Below are 20,015 nucleotides of genomic sequence, written 5' to 3'. Positions count from 1 at the left end.
CAGGATTGGGTGGGTGCTGTGACGCCCACGCCAGACGACGATGAAAGCGCCGGCAGCGCTCCGAATAATGGGTATGACGGTATATTCAGCGGCAAAGGCATCGATGTCCGACGCGCGAAGAAGCTTGAATCTCATGTCTCGGATGGTCAGGACCGCTCAGCCGCTGATTCCGAGTCTCCTCGGCGTTTCACGAACGCGCAGAGAAGCGAGGAACGGAATCTACCAGCACCAGCAGATGAGGAAGATGGTGACGACTCTGTCGACCTCTCTGAGGAGCAGAGGGAGAGTGAGGAGACAGTCGAGCCGTATGATCCAGCAAAGGATGACATCGGCCCTGGAAAAGCCCTCGGGGACCCAATCGAAGCACGCCCGTATATCCATATCTCCCCAGCCCGTGAGCAAGTGACGCCCGGGAACGTGGTGAGTGGGCTCTTTGGATTGTACCGGGCTGGTGTCACCAATACCTCGCGTTTCAATCTCCTCTCCACCTTCGGACTGAAGAACTACGATAAGACGTTCGAGTTCATCATCCACAAGCCGCGTGCGACGAAGCGTTTCGACTTCTATCTTTCTGCGACACCGTACGATGCGACCTCGTTCAAGAATCTTGCCGCAAATGTGCGGGCGATGTACCCCGAAAGCTTCGAGTTTGAGATCGTCCCGTTCAACCAAGTCGCGGCGTTCGCTTCGAACGACGGTAATGCCCAGGTCGGCGGTCGACGAATCGCTGCGCTAGACGACATCGAAGATCTCGAACGACTCGATGGATTCGCTGACCCTTCGGTTTTCGAGCATCACGAAATCGGTGGGGGAAACGAGCCAACACCTGACGAGGCAGAGCAATCACTGCACTTGGACGGCGTCCCGTTGCGTCCGCGAGAGGTGCCACCAGAGAAACGCCCCTCGATAGTACAGTGGGAGGGTGTCCCCCGGAAGGGACTCGACTGGATGACGCTCATTCAGCCGTTCAGCGATATCGACATGGACGTCAATGACCAGTACCGCTCTCCTCTGAGTGTCTTGCTGGAGCAGGCAGTTCACACTGACGACCCGTTCGTGTTTCAGGCCGTCTTCTCTCCACGAAAGGACTGGACCGACGAGGCCGAGGAACACAAACGCGACCTCAAGATGGGCAACTACGGGGCACTCTCTGCAGCGACCAACGAGATGTCTCGACAGCTCTTCGGAAGTAGTGACCAGGAACGGCAGAATCTCCACCGAGGAGAAATCCCTGAGCAAGTCGGTGGGACGCTCAACGATGGCGATTCCAAGAAAACGACGGGCTCTCGGATGGCCCAGATCGACCACAAGCAACCGACCACGACGTTCGACTTGACGCTTCGGGCAGCCTCTGACCCAGATACCGTCCAGAGTATCTCGAACGCGTTCACCAGCCTATCAGGCCCATATTATGGAATTGAGGGCAAGATACTCGATCAGAGTGACAAGCCCTTCTCGCAACTATGCCACTCACGGCAGAACCGAGAGAGCGCGCTGAGCGGGCTCTTGAGCAACCGATCTCCCATCATCGTTGTTTCTCCTGATGAGCTAGCGAACTTCGTGGTCGCTCCCAGTACGGATGCGCTGCCTCGAGCGAGTCGGGGGTCATCTGGCGGCTCGCCGGATGCACGAGCGCCGCTTACAGCGACTGACGAGGATATGCTGTCGAAATACGACACTGGGATGCACATCGGGAGCGCAGAAACGGCCGTCGAAAACCGGCCGGATATCCCGATTCGACTGTCCGCAGAGCAACTCACCCATCACATTCTCCGAGCAGCGACGACGGGTGGCGGGAAGACGACAGCGATGATCAACGATGCCCTCAGCGCCTACGAGGCATTCGACGGGCCGACGTTCATCTTCGACAAGAAAGGGGGCTCAATGAGCGAGGAGTACAAACGGGCCCACTTCCACAAATTCGGCTCGCTGGACAATGTTATTCATCTCCCAGTCCCCGGCCCTGAAGAAGAAGTCCTCGCGTTCCCCTACTTCGATATTCGGCCCCAGCTGGCCGCAGGCGTGAGTCGAACCGTCGCGGTTCAAGAGAAAATTGACCGCTACAACGAGCTCCTGGTGTACGTTCTCGGGAGCGAACTGACGCAGCAAGCGTTCGTGGCACAAGAGATTCTCAACAACCTAATCAAAGCTCTCTTCGACCCAGAATACGGGCGCGATGCCTGGCCGATAGAGGACCTTCTGAAGGCCGCTTTCGAAATGCAGGAAGGAGAGATACCGGAGGTGAGCGACGATACACTCCGTCTCACTCTGTCCCGTCATCTCCATGCCGACGAACAACGTTTCCAGACGTCTATCGACGCCGTGATGAACCGGATTACGAAGCTCGCTGAGAGGAGTTTCATCTGGCGAATCCTGAATTTCGTGCCCGAGTGGGACGGCGAGGCTGGGGCTTACGCTGACCAGTCGCCAATGTTCGACATCCAGGACCTGCTGGACTCACGGAGCGTGGTCCTCATCGACACTGGTGACCTACGGCCAGCTTCGAGCAACCTCTTCACGTTCATGTTGCTGGATTATATCTGGAGCGGGGCACGGCTACGACACCGAATCGGTGAAACGCCCAGTGTGCGTGACGACTACGTAATCAACCTGATTATCGACGAGGCAGCACCCCTCCTCCAGTCCGAACTGGTCCGGGACGATATGATTCCAGACGGACGAGAGTTCGGGCTCGCGATGGAGGTTATCGTCCACTTCGCTGAGCAGGTGAAAGCCGACGCGCTGGACGTCGCGAGCTACAAAGAGATTCTTCGCAACATCAACACCAAACTCATCGGGAAACTGGCTGTCGACGACGAACTTGTCATGACCCTCTTCCACGAAGGGATCGAGTCTGAAGAGCTCGTGGACCGAATCACGTCGCTTCCGCGTGGCGAGTGGGTCGCACAACTACCCGATACAGGCTTCATGACCGATATTCCTGAGATGGTGACGCTCCTCCCTGTAGACATTCCAGCCGGCCACAGCGCTTCGGGCGACCCTGTGACGGAAGAGACAGTCTCTCCATATGGGATTCTGTACAGCGATGCAGCCGATGAAATGTCACGGCGAACTCGTGATGACTACTGTCTGTTGCCGGGCAGCAACACGAAACCATCGGCACAGCAAGTCTCGAACGCGCAGGCAGAACCATCCGGTCCGTCTGTAACGCCAGATGGTCTTCCGCAGTCCCCCGCCACCTCCGGTTCTAGTGGCGACAGCGGCGCGACGAACAATCTCGGCACCTCACTTGGCGGTGGGCGCTCACCTACTGCGAAACGCGACGAGAAGAGGCCGGCCTCCAAATCCCGAGAAGACGGAGACGAAGACGATGGGGGCACCCATCCTCGACCGGTACCAACGGACGATCTCGTCGACGACTTGGACGCGACCAAATCGAGCACCACCAGGGCCACCCGCCCACCTGCCGATTCCGCAGGAACCAAACCAGACTCAGAGCCCGTTCCGAATCAGCAGAAGGCCGATTCGGGGGGCAAAGGTGAATCTCCCGATGGTGGTCCCAATGCCGATTCAGAAATAGACATGACCCTGTCAGTTGACGAACGGAGGTTTCTCACCGAGGTCGTTACCACGGTTAACGGTCGACATCCCACATTCGATATCCTCGATTCGATGGCAGCAATCAAAAATCAGTTCTCTGATATAGATTTAGAGAAGCTGGAGGACCTCGGCTATCTTGAGGTGCACGAAGACCTGAGCCGGATTTACTACACTGTTACCGGCGACGGGCAGGTGGCCTGTGGCGCATCCGTAACTACTGGAGAGAACCAGGGAGATGTGAATGAGAAGACCGTCCACAAGGTACTGGTAGAGGCCTTAGCACGGTCGCTCGCGAACGACCGAACCAACCAGTACTTCATCAGCAAATATTCGCTGATCGACGATGGGGCTGCCAAGCCTGACCTCGCGGCCTATGACGGTGAACAGTTGGCTCTCATTGGTGAGGCCATATCGAACAGCCCACCCTATCTCATCGTCAAACACTTCGACGATTACAACGCGGTTGCGGCCGAGCGTAAAGTCTGGATAGTGCCGAATATCTCGGTCGCCTGGGAGATTGTTCGAGCCCTATCGAATGCAGGGCGAATTGGTGAACTCCCTGCCAAGCGAGAGGGGCTGACCTACGATGATCTGAACGCTGAGATCTGGGGCGAAAACAGTGAGTGGGAGTTCGCCGGCGGACGGGAATTGATCCGTGAACTCAAGTAACCGCGTGAATCCATTCGCGCACAAAGTGCGCGTTCCGCGCACGACAGGTAGAGAGCTTCTACCGCAGGAATCCCTCTCTGAAAACACCCGACCGCTGTTGATGGAGACACAAAGTGTGCAAAATGGCTTAGAGCCTAATTGGGGCTCTCTCGACACTCGGATTCCAAACTTCCCTGCGTCTGGAACTCGGTTTGCGACAAAATCCGCGCAAGGCGTAAGGGTGGTTGAAAAGTGGGCAGATGCAGAAATACAGGGTCTGAACCGCTCTGATGCCAATATTGGAAATGAGGGGGCGTTAGGGTGGTGCCCGTCGACGAGAGCATACCTAGAGGAGCTATCGAGCGCTCTCCTGTCCCCATTAGCCATTCTCGAATTGATTTATCATAGTGTTGGGTGGGGACAGAGTCGATACAGCAGTGAAATCGCGTGCAGTCTATCGGTTTCATCTCGTAGTGTTCCATCCACCCTGAAACCGGTTTGTCACGCCTCGGTGACGGAGGCGTATGCGCCGGAACAATACCAACTCAAACCATGCCGATAATCGACGTTAGAGACGAGGAAATTCCCGAAGAAATCCGCCCCATCGAGAACTGGATCTGCTGGCGTGAGGGGGAGCGAGACGGGAAACCTACCAAAATCCCGACGAAACCATATCGGACCAGTGGCAGCCCGAATCTGGATGTCACCGACCCGAACCAGCGTCGGGATTTCGAGCAAGCAGTTGCGGCCCACGGCGACAGTCGCGTCAACTCCGACGGCCTCGGGTTTGTGTTTACCGAGGATGTCTCAATCGCCGGCGTCGATCTCGACAAATGCCGTGATGCCGACACCGGCGAACTCGAAGAATGGGCTGAAGATATCATCGACCGATTGGACTCCTACACCGAAGTCTCTCCATCCGGAACTGGCGTGCATATCCTCGTCGGTGGTGAGCTTCCCGATGGTGGGAATCGGAAAGGTAGGGTCGAAATGTATGACTCCGACCGCTACTTCACTGTGACCGGCGAGCACGTCGATGGGACACCCCGGGAAATACGGACCTGTCAAGATGACATAGAAGCCGTTCACCGAGATTTCATCCGAGGTGGTATCGACTCTGACGGACAGGCGAGTCTAGATACTGCAGCCGCGTCGAATATATCAAAAAACGGTGGAAACGAAGCCGATTCAACCTCCTCGTCTAGCGGGCAGCACCAGTCAGAATCGCTTCGAGATAGATACGGTGATGATCTCGACACCATCGAAGCCTCGGCTGTGAGAGACGCACTGGCGCGAGTCGATGCTCGGTATCTTCCGGAAGTCATGCCGAAAACGTTCGACGATCTTGCCGGGCCGGGCGTTGCGCTATCGGACGAGGAGCTACTCTCCAAGATGTTCGACGCCAAGGGTGGTAGTCGTCGACGTCGCCTCTACGATGGCGACAACTCGATGTGGGGCTCACCACAAGCCGAGTACCCCTCTCAATCTGAAGCCGACATGGCGATGGCTCACTACCTGGCTTTCTGGACGGGTAAAGACCCTGCTCAGATGGACGCTCTCTTTCGCGATTCCGGTCTGTATCGAGAGAAATGGGACCGGCGTCACTACAGTTCGGGGTCAACGTACGGAGATGTCACTATTGCCCGGGCGCTACTCCGTGTGGACGACTACTACGAATTACCCTCCGCCAATGGGAAGAAATTCGGCGGGTCATCTTCGAACGGGACACGCGAGGCAACTGATGCATCGACTTCTTTCGACGATTCATCGAGATCTTCGGGCCACGCCGCTGCGGCTGACCCGGGAACTGGTCTGAGCAACGGTGGCGGCACTGGCGACACTTCAGATCGCTTGGCGACTGATTCCCCATCCGCCGGCAGTAAAGCCGACACGGAGCCATCCAGCGCCTCTGGTGGCGATTCGACGCCGGCACCAGAGCCTCCCTCGCCCACAGCCCACACTGACCCACCTGTTCGACACGCCGATTCAGCGTCCGGCGACTCCGTCGAAAATGGGTACGTCGCAGAACAGGACGAACACGGACGCACTCCTGCTTCTCCCCGTGGTCTCGACACCGACGATACGCTCCGTGAGAGTACACAGGAGGCTATGGAACTCACGGCGGCGGCAGCCGGTCAGGACTGGGAGCGTACAGACCCACATCTAACCGATGACGAAAAGCACGCGAACGACTGGAGTGTACCTCGCGAAGGCCGGACGCCGACACAGCAGGCCCTGGACATGGCCCGTGAGGACAACCGGATATTGGCCCGGAAACTTCGTCGGGAAAGCCAGCAGTATGCTGACTACCACGCACTCGAGGAGGAGAACGAGCGTGTCAAGCTCAGTAACCGGGTATACCTCCAAGCCATCGACGAGCTGATGAGCGAACGCCATCGCTACCGGGAACTGCTTCGGAAGGAAGGCCTCCTGTCAGAGGAGGATGCTCGTCTTCCAGATCATCCAACGAAGCATCTCAAGGCTATCATCCGGCCGATGATCCGACGCGAAGACACGCCGACGGCCAAGGAAACGCTCACCGGCATCGACGCGGTCCTTCAGCAATACACCGAGGCCAACGAACAAATCAGAGGGGCGGACCGAAAGACCAGTACAGGTGTCCGTGACCGGTTATCAAGGCTGTTTGGCCAGTGACTCACTCATGACTTGAAGGGGGCGACATTGGTTCAGTCGATAACTGCGTTTCCGAAGCAGGAAATTTCTCTCTGCTGCAATCCTCAACGAATGTTGTACTCGGACATGGTTCGGTCAATACAGGGCGCATATCTCGCACGGTGCCACGTCCCGCTTCCAGGCAGGCGAACTGGTCATCTGCAGGGGACGCGGGGTGGATGTCGTGGGAGTCCGGCATGATGAGGAACTGTCTGAAGAGTTGGTTCGCCGGAAGATTGACTCGGTGTTTTGATTTGATGAGCGGGGAATCACGGCAGGTTCTTAGTATATAAGTTCTCGCCTAAACCTGCCGAATACCGGTGCGAGACGGTGTATACTGACCGTGAGTTAGGTGAAAAACTATTAATCCCCGTTCGTTACCGTCCGCGTATGATTACACCGGCAATAGGCGTGATTTGCAGTGTTTGAACGCGTAAAAGACGTTGTATTGAACACGAGCTTCACCGGATTCAGCTTCACTGGAGTCAAAGCTGTTCTGTTGGAGAAATTCACGGCTTACGAGAAGCACGTTCACGAAGGACCACAGACCGATGAGCTGAAAGGCGTTATCGAGAATCAAAGCAAACCCGTTGTCAGGCAACGACGGAAGGAAATCGAATCTATCGCTGGTGCAGGGACCGTGTTCGATTTCCTTCGAATCGAATTAGAGAACTGCGGTGACGGCGTTGCAGAGAACTTGTATGTCCGTCCGAGTCTAACCGTTCAGCACAGGCCCGATAGTGACGCGATTGATATCGAGGACGCTTGTTTTATCAGTGACGACGGTGACCAGATTGAAATCGTTCCGAGATACGCTCGGTTAACGCGCACTGACGGGGATTTTATCGAGAATGACTCGGTTCAAGGCGGTGTGTTAAGCACAAATGAGGGTCGAGTGACGTTCTCGTCGCAAATAGAATTTCAGGACGTGACGCACAGGCCCGACGGCGGGACGGATTGGACGCGAGTGTCAGTGTCTGAGGCGATGGAACGGCTGTACAGTGCCGGGATTCGACGTCTTATATTCACGGTTCACGTGTTATTCACGGACGCGAATAAGAACCTGTACGCGGAGCAAATCATAGGGAAGAGAGGCGATCTCACAGGAGGACTGACGTTAGAAGACATTCAGGATTTCAAGTATTCGGTCGAATCCCCTTCGAATGAGCGTGTTCTGTCGAAGGTTGAGGATTCGATGAAGTACCCGCCGTGAGACGGTCAGCCTGCTCCCCTTCAAATCTCTTCACCATGCGTTGTAGTCTGGTCGCGTCGAGCCAAACGTCTTAGGTACTACGGCTCGTAGTACTTTGCATGAGCACTGACGCAGACGAGAAAACAACACGCGTCACTCGGAAAGGCCAGGTCACCATCCCGAAGGAACTGCGTGAGGAGTTCGGGCTTGAGGAAGGCGATGAGCTCCGCTGGGAAAAGACAGAGGATGGTATTCAGATCCGGAAGGCAACACAGTCGGCTGGACGCGGAATGCTCGTCGACGATGATATCTCTGAAGAAAAGCGGGAGGAAATGGCCGAAGAAATGGAAGCTGATATTCGCGAGAAGCGGCGGTCGGAGTGGCAGCCGTGAGCCACTACACTGCCGACGGCGTCGCAATGGCGCGGTACCTCGTCGACCGACTCCCTCCGGCTGCTGATGAAGTGTTCGAGCGCGCTGAGCAGGGTGTTGATGTGATCGAGGCTCCGACGGTTGCAGTAAGTGAGGCTATTTGGACTGTAGTCAACAAGGGTAATATCGCGGGTATCGAGGTCGATACTACACCGAATGCAGTGCTACGCGGGCTAGTTAATGACGGCCCCATCCAGATTGCACCGACCGATGAGCAGGATCTTGCGGTCTATGGGAGTCTGATTGACCACCATACGCTCCACGACGCATTGCTGATTGCAAACCACCGAGTCCGAGGGACTGACGCTATTATTTCAGCAGACGAAGAATTTGCCTCCGAATCAGTCATCTGGAACTAAGTAGACAAGAGTACTAATACCGAAACCTGTGTATGGATCTGACTGATATCCCTGGCGACGTGACTGAAGATGATGAAGCACGACCAGACTTCGATGCGTGGGAGTCTCCCGACGAGGTACTGAGGGAAGGGCCGACCAGAGAGCGGATATTCGATGTCATCGTGCAGTTGCGGGAGCCAACGGAGGTGTCAGTCATCGCTGCCCGAGCAGACTGTGGTACAGAGATAGCCCGCGACTATCTCGAATGGTTTGCTGAGATGGGGATTGTCCGTGAGCTATCCGGACAGCCGGTTCGATATGAGCGAAACGACTCCTATCTGCAGTGGCGCAGAATCGAGCAGATTCGCCAAAGCTATTCAGAGACAGAGATCGTGGCACATCTCACAGAGACGCTCGATGCGGTCACAGAGTATCGAGAACGCTTCGATACCGACTCGCCAAGCGATGTCTCGCCTGTCGCTGAGAGCATTGAGGCGTCTGTAGAAGATGTCTGGGAGGCCCTTTCTGAGTGGAAGGCGCTAGAGCAGCGAGCAGCACTATTGGATTCCGCTCGTCATCGGTAATCCGGGGATTGGCAGTGATCTTGCTTTTTTAGTTACAACATAGATACCCCCTCGGTTTCGCGTTTCGCCCTTCCCGGGTATTTGGCCCCAAAGGGGACTGAGGGAGTCAGGAGTGGCGCGAGTCATACTCGTCCACGGATTGGTTCCAGCAGTGCTCGCTTCCGACCGGGGGAGAGTCAGCGTTCATCTTCCGACTTCGGCCGTGAGGTCAGTGAGAAACCTTCTCAGAAACTCGCTTCGCATTTCCCGCGTATTAGCCCCCAAAGGGGGCTGAGGGGATGCGGGGCGGAGCAGGTGCGAGAGATAGTTGTGATGTCATGACTATCGAGGTCTCGTATCTTGTACATGTCCACCCCGTGACCCCTTCAGAGAGACGACCATGAGTGTCAACACTAACTCCGACGTAGCGTCCCGTGCGGCAAACATCAGCGGCGAATTCGAGACAATCGGTGTCGACATGTCGCCGGCATCGGTCGAAGAGCAGATGGAGTCGATGACCGCGTTCAAGGTGCCTGTCGACGACGCACAGGTGGCGGTTGTTCGCAAGCTCATCGATGAGTTCGACCTTTCGGACGACGACGTCTCCGAGGACCTCGCGGCTCTGGCGGGCTACAGTTCCAGTGGCGGTCGGTCAGAAGACTTCGACCGAACGCTGCTCAGTGAGATAGCGGACCTCGGCGACGAAGAGTGGGTGGACGTTCGAGCACAGGTCGTCGACCTCTGGGATGTAACGCATGACTCCATGGCTCAGGTCGGCCTCGTGGCAGACGAGAGTGCTCAGATGAAGTTCGTCAAGTGGGCGAAGAATACTGACGAGCTCCCGATTCTCGAAGAAGGTGTGACCTACGACTTCTCGTCGGTCATCACCAACGAGTACGAGGGCAAGTTCAGCATCTCGCTCAACAAAGCCAGTAGCGTCGTGGAGGCCGAGGAGGACGTCATCCCGGCCGACGGCTCTGTGAGTGCCACCGGGACGCTCGTCGCAATCGAGGATGGCTCTGGGCTCATCAAGCGCTGCCCGGAGGAGAACTGCAGTCGACTGGTGACGAACGGCCGCTGCGCTGAACACGGTGAGGTCGATGGTGAGTTCGACCTTCGTATCAAGGCGATTCTCGACGATGGTCAGTCGGCAGTCCGGGCGCTGTTCAACGACGAAATGACCGAAGCGGTCTCTGGCATGAGCCTGGAGGAAGCTATCGAGATGGCGATGGAAACAGTGGATCCCACTGTCGTACTCAACGCCTTCCGAGACCAGCTCATCGGCCGAACCTTCGAGGTCAGTGGTCCCGTCATCGGCGACTACTTCCTCGTCGACGATGTAGCCCAGACGGTCTACTCCAGTGAACAGCCTGGTCTGGAAGACGGTGCCCTCGATCCGGCACGAACGCAGCGCCAACCGGCCAAGCGTGTCTTTGCACAGGACCTGAATCAGGCGACGCACTCCTTCACCCGTCCCGAAGACGGTGAGGAGGACCGAGCGCCGAACTTCTCACTGCTCCCCTCCGGTGAAGCAGCCAACCGGGTCTTCGTCGTTGGAACGCTCATGGAGACGAAGGATGTCGGGACGGACTCAGAGTACTGGCGCGGGACGGTCATGGCGGCTTCTGAGTCGGTCAGTGTCTACGCTGGTGAGTACCAGCCGGAGGCGATGCAGGTCCTCTCTTCGACCGAGACACCCTGCTATGTGGCTGTAATCGGGAAGATACACAGCTACGAAACGGATTACGGAATCAACGTCTCGCTCCAGCCTGAACACATTTCGGTGGTGGACGAAGCGGTTCGGGACTCGTGGGTAGCAGAGACGCTGGACGCTACGCAGGACCGACTGGGCGCACTGGAAAGCGGTGAGACGGAGGAAGCAGACGCTGTGTTGGCTGTTTACGAGGGGAATACGGCCGACGTCGAGGCGGCGGTTGAGGACGCTGTCGAGGAACTGGTAGCCGAGATGGACGTCCCGGAGACACCAGCTCAGTAGGAGCCCCCGTTCTATCTGTGATTGTCTGTTGGACCCGGTTGAGAAGAGCAAGGCTGCTTACGGTAGCGTCGGAAAACATCTTGGACAGAAGACGCTGGCAAACCAGCTTTTCACCACACCGAACCCACATTCCAAGCTCATCTAGCAGGAACCATGTCATAGGAGGAGTTTATCTATCCTCGGTGGAATTATTCTCACATGATTGAAACTGATACGATTCCCGTTTCTGTCCCGCTAAAACCCGGGATATCTTCCAGTATCACAGTTCCCCAGGGAGAAGCTATCATGTATTGGTGTGCTTTAGAGCCGTCAATCCCAGGAACTGACGATAATGCCAATGCGCGAACTACTATCCGTAATAGACTTGCTGAATTTTGTACGGCAACTCTCTACGTCGATGACGAACCAGTTGGGGTATTGGATGAATTCATTGGACAACATGGTTTGGCGTACTGGACATTGACTGACCCCCTGCCTGTTGGGCCACATGAGATTACATTCACCATTGCAGATAACGGAGGGAGCCTTTCAAAGGATGATTTACCACCGGTTTGCAGGCGAACTGATGGTGCTGAAATTTCGTGGCAAGACAGGGAAGTAATAGGGCAGATAGACCTCATAGTTACCGAGGCCGATGCAGCGGCATGTGAAATTACATCTGATCCATTATGGGAGAAAAAAGATGTTTACATTCCTATTGAGTACGTCACTCGAAATGAGCAGTGAGGCACGTGATAAAATAGCTCAGCCATGATGACAGAACGTGAGTACTGCGACGACTACGTATCAAATCAGTCGGAAGAATATGAACGAGAAGTTCCTGTTGGAAACATCTTGCTTAGAGACGTTGATTCTCTTCCGGATGCAGGGTCTGGTTCGCTTTCTTGCTCAATCGACAGATTACACACACCATCGGACATCGGTCGTGAGCGGCTTGTAGAATGCAAAAAGGAACCTACTTTCCAAGCCCTCGGACAACTCCTAATTTATACATATCTCAGACGGCGGGACCGGGAATTAATTTGGGATAAATATAACAGACGGGACGGCGGCTGGGAAGCAAAAACAGATATTAGTAGATTTGACAGTCATGTTTATAAAACCGATAAAAGATACCATGTGAAGCCGCTTATTGAAAATATCAATCAGATTCTTGTGATAGGTGAAGTAGACTCATCAGATAGTTTACTGCTTTCAACTTGCTTAGATTTTGGAATTCAGGTTGAACACCGGACTAGCGGAACATGGCGAGAATTGAGTGCTGAGATATTCCAAACTAAATCCACCGACAGATTACGACTGACATCTGAGTGGCTCCAGACTAACTCCCGAAGTACTCTGGACAGTTCTGCTGAGGAGAAACTATGGGATAATGCGTCAGATCGTTTTGAGGGTGGGCGTGTCTTCAAAGAAGTCCCTGTTGGCTCGACTCTTTATCAGGATAGACCAGAATCACATAGAGCCGATGTTATGGTTCGTGCTAAAGACCATTGGTTCATTGTTGAAGTAAAGAAAAGCACGAATGAGTCCGCAATGACGGATTTCCAGCAAGCATTTGGACAAGCAACCTCTTACGCAAATCTCTTCGCCCGTGAATGGGGGATACCTTCGGATCACGTTGCACCCGTCGTCATTCAAGACCCACTTGCGTTACTTGGAGGGGTTTACCGCCAGGACAGATATGGGGAGGACTACCATACAATGCGTGACGCTGCTTTCGCGGACTCGTCAGAGCCGTTTATACTTGGATCCCCTCAAACATTTGCGAAATGAGGTCTTGCAGGGCGAGTTTGTAAAGAGAGGAAATTTTGTTTCGCGAACTGGCCTATTACTAGGGATAAAATCCGCATTCAGTACAACCCCTCTCTCTGAATGTTTCTCTGAGATCGGCCCCACAACCAGGACATTCAGCCGCTTGTGCCTGACGAACTTGGTCTACCGAAATCTCAATCTCTATCGGTTCACGAGGGTCTAAATCTTCTGGAACCGGAGCACTGGAAATGATTAGCATCGCATCATACATTTTGTTCTCATCGGGTGGTTTCTGAATTGTCACATGAGATTCGATAACATCCTTGTCAAGCCAGACTGTTACCATCGGTCGATTCTTCTGGATATTAGATGGCCCGAACGGTTGACTCACCGCTACAGTAATATCATCTGTGTCTATATCTGAGATTTGAATTCGGCCTTGACCGTCACCAATTCCCTCGATTGCGTGGATGACCCCTTGTTCATGCATTGTCTTAACAATATTCGACCTCTCGAAATATACCTTTCTCCCGGTATGGCTATCAAGGAAGCAACCATTTGGATTGATGCGATTCGAAATGGTCTGCTCGCACATCTACTGAAAGGTATCTTGTTTCAATCACGTCTACCAGAGAGATATTCAACAACCGTTCCGTGCCGCTGCTCAGCTGAGAATCTCGAAGACTTCGACCGCTTTGTACTCTTTCCCGCGCTCTTTCCCGGTTACCTCTTCAAGGAGCCCGTCTGCTTCGAGGTCATCCACGATCTTGTAGGCAGTGCGGCGTGAGATATCGAGGTAGTCCACCAGATCTGGAGCCGTGAAATACGGGTACTGAAGCAACTGTTGGGCAAACTTGTCCGTATTCGTGTTGCCGGAGTATTCCTTTTCGTAGCGCTCTTGTAGTTCTCTCAGCTGCTGTGTCCGTTCGTAGGATGTCTCGGCTTGGCTTCTGAGCCCTTCGAGGAAGAACGTCAGCCACTCCTCCCACGCGCCTTCTTCACTCACGGCACGCATTCGCTCAACGTATTCGACTTTATTCCGGTTGAAGTACGCGCTGGGGTAGATGTACGGACTCTCGAGGTAGCCGTTCTTCGCAAGGTAAAGGATGATCAGCAGCCGTCCAAGCCGTCCATTCCCATCTGAAAATGGATGGACTGTCTCGAAGTAATAGTGGATGATGGCGGCATCGACGAGTGGGTGATATTGGCCGCCCATCTGGATATAGGATTCAAGCGACTGCATCAGCGGGGTGAGTCCTTCCGGCGTCGGTGGGACGAACGGATGCTTTCCCGGCCGTGGGCTCGTCAGGTGGACCATGTGGTCGCGGAAATCACCGACCACGTCGCCGTCATTTCGGACGTCTTCGAGAAGCATCGAATGGAGTTCTTTGATCAGCGAGAGCGTTATTTCCTCCCCGCTTTCGAGCCGGTCGAGTCCATACGTCAGCGCGGCTTCGTAGTTGAGGGCCTCTTTCAGGTCTTTCTCGACTGTCGCGTCTTCGTCCCCCGAGGGGTTCTGGGTGTGATACGCTTCGACGTCCTGGTACTCGACGTCAGCGCCTTCGATACGCGCTGATTCGACCGCTTCGATACGTATAAGAGAAGTGTAGAGAACTGCAGCAAAATCGACCGTTGAGCTAATTCCGTCGACACGACCGATTTGATACGCTGCTTCAGAAACTAGATCATGCACTTGCGCAGAAATTTCGAGCTTTGGCTCCACCGGCAACGGCTCTGGTGAATAGTACGGATTTGGATGATAGGGGACGTATTTTCCCGGTGCACTGTCGGGTAGGTCCTTCTCAGCCATTTCAGTAGTCCAATGTCTTCCCTCTATTGGTATAGTTGTTTTTATACTCGGTATACGTATACTGAGTGAGAGGCCGCTGATGTAACATTCTGCTCGAATTGTATACGTGGAGGCGCTGATTCCTGCTCTATGTGAAGAGGATACTTAAACAACTATATTACTGTGGTAGGATACCTGACCGACGTGCTAGATAGGTGGTGCTGCTGCACTTATTGTCCGGATTGTAATAGCGGATATCAGCCCAAATGACATCCTCCGCGCGTTAAACGGCGCGGTTTCCTCCGTGGGAGTCTCGGCTATGCCGATTCCCCGGAGGCAACATTCCCGTCAGGGTGGACGGTACTCGGGTCTGTGCGCTGTTCTTTGGGACTTTCGTGAGAGCGTGGTAACCCCGACCAGTTGTGGTCGTCCCACTCGAACCGCACGGGCCGTGCCATCGGCCTGACTGTCTGTTCTGTGTGCCGTCTCAGGAACGTGTCTGACGCTGTAAGGTCAGCGTGCCCTTCAAATCCACACGGACAGGTGAGTGTGTCTTGGTGCCGTGTTGTTCGGTCCGTCGAACCGCACTGCGGGCACTCTTGGCTGGTCCACGCTTCCGACCGGACTTTCACCGAGATACCGTACTCTTCGGCGGTACAGACCAGTCGTTCGGTGAACTTCTTGAACGACCAGAAGTTGTGGGTCTTGGCGTTCGTTTTGACCGACCAGTGTGTCTCCAGCACGTCGGTCAACCCACCGATATACACTGTGTCCACACCATCCTCATGCAGTCGGTCCAGTAGGTCACGACACAGTGCCTCTTGAGCGTGGTCACGGCGACGAGTCCGTTTCCGGTACAGCCGCCGGATGCGCTTGCTGCTGTATCGGCCAGCTTCGAGTTTCGACTGTAACCGGGCGATTTCTCGCGTCGTCTGCCGGAAACGGTCGAACAACCTGCGGCCTTCGTACAGGTATTGCTGGCCGGTCGTGGTGGTACAGGCAACGAGATTGTTTGCACCAATGTCCAGAGCGGCCTTCTCTGAGGCCAGTGGAGTGTCCCGTGTCCCGTCAGAAACAGTCACGGGTTGCGAAGCTCGGAAGGTGCTTTCTGTCTCGTCGTACCACAGTTCGAGGCGGCTCTGGTCCTCGTAGTCGGGCCAGTTCGGGTCGCCAACGATTTCCATCCGGAGACGACTGTTCGGGCTGTTGTGCCTGTCTCGCAGGGTTTCACCGACGACAATCTCTAGCCGGGACCGCTCGCCCCATTCGACGGTGTACGCATCTTTGCGAATGACGCCTTTGAGAACACGTCCGTCGTCTTCGTTCCCACGGAATCCCGGTGGTTCGGGGTGTTCCGTGACCGACGTGTTTGACTCGTCGTGATACTGGTCTTTGAGCGTGAAGAACGACTCCCACGCTTCGGTGTTTTTCCCAATTACTTGTTGGGCAGTGGATGCACCGAGAACGCCTTTGTACTTACCTTCGAGTCGGCCTGTATCGGCGTCCCACACGCCGCCCTTGAAGCCGTCTTCGTCGTTGTAGCGCATGAGGCGCTGGTAATTCGTCTCATTCCAGAGAGCGGCGGAAGCGTCCAACAGGTCCCGTAGCACCTGCTCATCGTCGTGGGTGAGCGGTCGCACGGCGAACGTATTGGAACGCTTCATCAGCAATTCAATATACCTTTGCGGAGGGCTTGAACCTCACCCATCCACGGTGAAAGTAAAGTTCGGGGACGCTCGTTGGAGACTCAAAACGAGCAATAACATGGCGGTATTTCACCGGAGCTTACGCGATTCACGCCCGCCCTGTTCAGTCCTCGGTTCCGACGGACCGTCGGCACGCTTGTCCCTCACGGAAAGGCCGGGACTCTCTCGCTGTCAAAGGTAGGAGGGTGCGTGTGCCCTTACTTGATTAGGAGGGTAAGGAGGGCACGAACATTAGTAGGGGGTGCAGTAAGAAAAACTAAGAGCCTGATATACACTGTCTTCAATATTTTTGATACTATTTCAAGACAATGTCTTGTTATCTCCAGATTTGTTGGTGTTTCTGGAACTCGAACGATCTGTAGCCCCCTGACGATTCTCTGCTGGAAGACCGAGTTCGGCAAACGAGACCGATGAGTCTTCGATGTCGTCGACGGGGATCGAGTCGACGACTGTTAGTGGGATATCTTTCATCCGAGAGCCGAGTTCGCGTTTGACCAGGATCGTGCTTTCATCTACTGAGCTGGCCTCTATCTCCACTGTAATGTCCAGTACGACCATGGCGTAGCCGTGTGTGCAAAGCACTGCTTCCATCTCCCATTCACAGTTTGGGCAAGCAACGTCCTGGACCGATATATCGGCAGAGCGAACCGCCGAGGCGTCTGCTCGACGGCCTACCTCCGCAACGGCGATATTGATTGTATCTTGGACGCCCGGAGCTCCCGGCACGACCCACGGCAGCGTGAGTCGTACTTGATACCAGCCTTCTGACTGTGCTACATCCGTGCTCATAGCACGCTCCTAATGGGTGTATTCGTCTTCACACAGCTAGGTACATCGAGTGCTCCGTTGGCTGTTGAAACTGTGCTACTCTTCAAAATCTGGCTATGGATCATGATTCGGGGGGTATCCAAACGAGAACTAGCAGGAGGGCTGACACATTGGAGGGCCATGACCCCTCTCCTGTTATCGACGAGGGGTAATTTGATGTGCTGACTATGGAGGGCTATCTCACCCGCAAGCGGCGCATTGCAGGGCTTCGATTCAGGCTTTCTCCGCAATGCACTCTTTAGCGGGGATTGATATAATGACTCCAGAGTTACAACGGTTGCAACGGTGCCTGATTCTTATCGATATGGTTGGTTCCGACCAATTATTAGCGGCCTTCAAGCAGTCCTAGGGGTGGACATGAGATCGTTTCAGACCAGCTCAACCGCACAGAACACCTATGACCTCGCATCTCCGATGTCAATCTGTGCAAGTCGGTCCCTCTTTGGTCGAGAATCCACTGCTAGGTGCAGCCCTCACTCTGACAGTGATAATCCTGGTCGGAAACTTGGTGGCGTTGGGATACTGGGCTCAGGCGGAGGCGTCGGCACGAGACGGTTCGACACTGTGGACGTTCATCATGCTCTCTTCGGGCTACGGGCTGGTCTACTACGTCTGGGTCCGCTACATCAGAAACAATTGGGCAGCCCGCACGCAGCCAGCTGACCGGCGCGAACGGCTGGTCACCGCTTACTCGGTGGCAGTCCTGCTGGCGTTCGTGGTCGGGGCGTTTGTCACACCCCCTGACCCGTTCACGCAGGTCCTCACATTCCCGGTGCTGTTTGTTGGGTCGTTTGTCCTTTCGTTCCTCTTGGTCTCGCGAGATTCAGTTGGCGGCAGCGGTGGCCATGCTGCCTAAGTTTTATCGACATCCCTTGCTCATTGGCGACAGCGTAGTTGGTGTGGGCTAGCTGGCCCGGGCTCACAGAGTCTGTCCCCGCAGTGGCCCGAGGCGACTACCTACTGGTCAATACCACTTGTCACCCACTGTCACGAACACTACCATCGGCCCTGCGCTGACTCCAAACTCTCTCTCGACTAGTCTTAACCAACATCCCAGACAAATCCCTGCAGAGTGTTGGTTAACTGTGTAAACAAAATACACTCTCCCAGGCCTAGCTCGCCACCTGGTCCCTCGCGTGAATTTATCTTGGCAGCTAATCGGTCCGAACGTCCGGCGCGACGGGTTTTATCTGACCGCTGGTCATCGAGAGCGAGTATGGTCGTCGTTGAGGAGGTCACCAAACTGAGTGAGCGCCGTACCCAAACCTCGTCCGAGGCGTTTCCAGACGAAGCACTGATGTCGGTTCGATCGGCCGTCGACGCTGTTCCGGCGAGCGTCTTCGATGGCTCGACCAAGCATATCGAGGTCGGTGGGTTCGATGCCGCGATCGCCGACGGCCTCTCGCAGTACGAGTACGAAGGTGACGCTGCCGGCGGCTACAACCCGAGCTGCAAGCTCTGGTCGCATCTGGGGTTCAATTACAGCGTCGACCTCTACGACGCCGACGCCCGAATCGCCATCGAGGTCGAGAAGAGCGAGCGGAAGAACGTCAGCGACGATCTGCTCAAGTTGCAAAAGGGGTACCGCACCCAGAAAGACGGCCGGCCGAAGATCGAGTTCGGCTGTCTGGTGGTGCCGGTGAATTATCTCGGGCGACATAACCTCTATCGGCACAGCCTGACCAAGCTCGACTTCATGAAGGGCGTCCTGTTCATCGACGACGTCGCCGTCATCGGCTATCGGGACCCGCGACCGGACTGACGCTGTCCGCCCTGGCTGTTTGTCGGCACCGGGGGGCGTGCTGCGCGCGACAGATGCGCGGCTGAAATTACCATGCTTGGTTCCGATCCTCACGACGATACGAGTTCCGACTACGAACAGTTCGAGAAAGAACAGCTCGCAAAAGAGCGCGACGCCATCGGGGTCGACACAGCGGATGTTGACGACGCGACGGCTCAGAACCTGGTCAGCGACCTCGTCATCGCGGATGTCGTCACTCCGGTTCCCGAGGACCGAGTTCTGGTTCACGAACCGAGCGGCGCCGCGTTCGACTCGACGGCACAGCTTGCCGTCTTCCACCGTGGCTGGACGGCCGGTCGTGATACCGACGCAGAGGCCGAATGATGCAGCACTCGCTCACGGGGTGTGCGTTCTGCGATGCCCCGCCCGGTAGCTAGACTAGCGAGGTCCACACCTGGGGCCCGGACGAGCGGGTCATCCACCCGATCTGCGTTGACTGTGCCATCCAGACCGAGCCGGATCCCGACGAGCGCGATCACTACGCCTGCGACGACAGTGGGTCGTTGTCGACGCGCTGGCAGCGCTGACGTGCTTCCTCGTGGAACTCGGCCATTTCGAAGGCCCGGTGTAGCTGTGCGAACGATGTAGCCCAGGTGGCTTAGCGACGTACTGGACGTGCGACCTCGAGGGACACTCGTTGCCGACTGTCGAAGCAGTGTTCTAGCGTATCCCCAACTATCGATGCATCCTACACCCCCATGTTTGATGGACTTACACAGTACGTTGAACACCGTGGA

General features: G+C 55.4%; 16 protein-coding genes and 1 pseudogene. 13 read left to right on the top strand and 4 right to left on the bottom strand.

Going from position 1 to position 20,015, the window contains the following annotated elements:
* Nucleotides 1-18: 18 nt before the first annotated feature.
* From NDI86_RS17440 to NDI86_RS17400, 9 genes are all read left to right on the top strand, one after another.
* Nucleotides 19-4,230 carry an ATP-binding protein gene (locus tag NDI86_RS17440; RefSeq protein ID WP_310901652.1) on the top strand — a complete coding sequence of 1,404 codons (4,212 nt, stop codon included), beginning with the start codon at nucleotides 19-21 and terminating at the stop codon, nucleotides 4,228-4,230.
* Nucleotides 4,231-4,761: 531 nt separating this feature from the next.
* Nucleotides 4,762-6,864 (top strand): phage NrS-1 polymerase family protein, encoded by a 2,103-nt coding sequence (locus NDI86_RS17435; protein WP_310901651.1) that lies wholly within the window; start codon nucleotides 4,762-4,764, stop codon nucleotides 6,862-6,864.
* Between the two features lie 439 nt (nucleotides 6,865-7,303).
* Nucleotides 7,304-8,095, top strand: a complete 792-nt coding sequence (locus tag NDI86_RS17430; RefSeq protein ID WP_310901650.1) for a hypothetical protein — start codon at nucleotides 7,304-7,306, stop codon at nucleotides 8,093-8,095.
* Between the two features lie 98 nt (nucleotides 8,096-8,193).
* Entirely contained in the window at nucleotides 8,194-8,466 is a 273-nt protein-coding gene (locus tag NDI86_RS17425) for an AbrB/MazE/SpoVT family DNA-binding domain-containing protein (protein WP_310901649.1), read from the top strand.
* On the top strand, nucleotides 8,463-8,864 hold the full coding sequence (locus tag NDI86_RS17420) for a hypothetical protein (RefSeq protein WP_310901648.1): 402 nt from the start codon (nucleotides 8,463-8,465) through the stop codon (nucleotides 8,862-8,864). The genes NDI86_RS17425 and NDI86_RS17420 overlap by 4 nt, the downstream gene beginning before the upstream one ends.
* 32 nt (nucleotides 8,865-8,896) lie before the next feature.
* The gene (locus NDI86_RS17415; protein WP_310901647.1) at nucleotides 8,897-9,427 is read left to right on the top strand and encodes a DUF7342 family protein; all 531 of its coding nucleotides are present in this window, start codon (nucleotides 8,897-8,899) and stop codon (nucleotides 9,425-9,427) included.
* 379 nt (nucleotides 9,428-9,806) lie between these two features.
* Complete coding sequence (locus tag NDI86_RS17410) at nucleotides 9,807-11,402, top strand: hypothetical protein (protein WP_310901646.1); 1,596 nt, start codon at nucleotides 9,807-9,809, stop codon at nucleotides 11,400-11,402.
* A gap of 198 nt (nucleotides 11,403-11,600) precedes the next feature.
* Nucleotides 11,601-12,128 (top strand): hypothetical protein, encoded by a 528-nt coding sequence (locus NDI86_RS17405; RefSeq protein ID WP_310901645.1) that lies wholly within the window; start codon nucleotides 11,601-11,603, stop codon nucleotides 12,126-12,128.
* Between the two features lie 24 nt (nucleotides 12,129-12,152).
* The gene (locus tag NDI86_RS17400) at nucleotides 12,153-13,175 is read left to right on the top strand and encodes a hypothetical protein (protein WP_310901644.1); all 1,023 of its coding nucleotides are present in this window, start codon (nucleotides 12,153-12,155) and stop codon (nucleotides 13,173-13,175) included.
* Nucleotides 13,176-13,233: 58 nt separating this feature from the next.
* Here the strand turns inward: NDI86_RS17400 and NDI86_RS17395 are convergent, their stop codons facing one another.
* The 4 genes from NDI86_RS17395 to NDI86_RS17380 form a co-directional block, all read right to left on the bottom strand.
* Nucleotides 13,234-13,644: a hypothetical protein gene (locus NDI86_RS17395; protein WP_310901643.1), complete on the bottom strand. Its 411-nt coding sequence runs from the start codon at nucleotides 13,642-13,644 to the stop codon at nucleotides 13,234-13,236.
* Between the two features lie 174 nt (nucleotides 13,645-13,818).
* Entirely contained in the window at nucleotides 13,819-14,964 is a 1,146-nt protein-coding gene (locus tag NDI86_RS17390; RefSeq protein WP_310901642.1) for a Fic family protein, read from the bottom strand.
* 296 nt (nucleotides 14,965-15,260) lie between these two features.
* A complete protein-coding gene (locus NDI86_RS17385) occupies nucleotides 15,261-16,607 on the bottom strand; it encodes an RNA-guided endonuclease InsQ/TnpB family protein (protein WP_310901641.1) in 1,347 nt (448 codons plus the stop codon).
* A 342-nt stretch (nucleotides 16,608-16,949) separates the two neighbouring features.
* On the bottom strand, nucleotides 16,950-17,438 hold the full coding sequence (locus tag NDI86_RS17380) for a DUF555 domain-containing protein (RefSeq protein WP_310901640.1): 489 nt from the start codon (nucleotides 17,436-17,438) through the stop codon (nucleotides 16,950-16,952).
* A 463-nt stretch (nucleotides 17,439-17,901) separates the two neighbouring features.
* On the opposite strand from NDI86_RS17380, the gene NDI86_RS17375 reads away from it, so the two are divergent.
* The 4 genes and pseudogenes from NDI86_RS17375 to NDI86_RS22160 all read left to right on the top strand — a co-directional run bounded on the left by NDI86_RS17375 (nucleotide 17,902) and on the right by NDI86_RS22160 (nucleotide 19,942).
* Nucleotides 17,902-18,333, top strand: a complete 432-nt coding sequence (locus NDI86_RS17375; RefSeq protein WP_310901639.1) for a hypothetical protein — start codon at nucleotides 17,902-17,904, stop codon at nucleotides 18,331-18,333.
* 360 nt (nucleotides 18,334-18,693) lie between these two features.
* Nucleotides 18,694-19,239, top strand: a complete 546-nt coding sequence (locus NDI86_RS17370) for a hypothetical protein (RefSeq protein ID WP_310901638.1) — start codon at nucleotides 18,694-18,696, stop codon at nucleotides 19,237-19,239.
* A gap of 72 nt (nucleotides 19,240-19,311) precedes the next feature.
* The gene (locus NDI86_RS17365; protein WP_310901637.1) at nucleotides 19,312-19,602 is read left to right on the top strand and encodes a DUF8069 family protein; all 291 of its coding nucleotides are present in this window, start codon (nucleotides 19,312-19,314) and stop codon (nucleotides 19,600-19,602) included.
* 92 nt (nucleotides 19,603-19,694) lie between these two features.
* Nucleotides 19,695-19,942 (top strand): annotated as a pseudogene (locus tag NDI86_RS22160) (DUF7558 family protein).
* The last annotated feature ends 73 nt before the right edge of the window (nucleotides 19,943-20,015 follow it).

The organism is Haloarcula onubensis (assembly GCF_031624605.1).
Taxonomy (GTDB): domain Archaea; phylum Halobacteriota; class Halobacteria; order Halobacteriales; family Haloarculaceae; genus Haloarcula; species Haloarcula onubensis.
The sequence above is the reverse complement of the archived record's forward strand: the minus strand, read 5'-3'. Positions and strand labels throughout refer to the sequence as shown.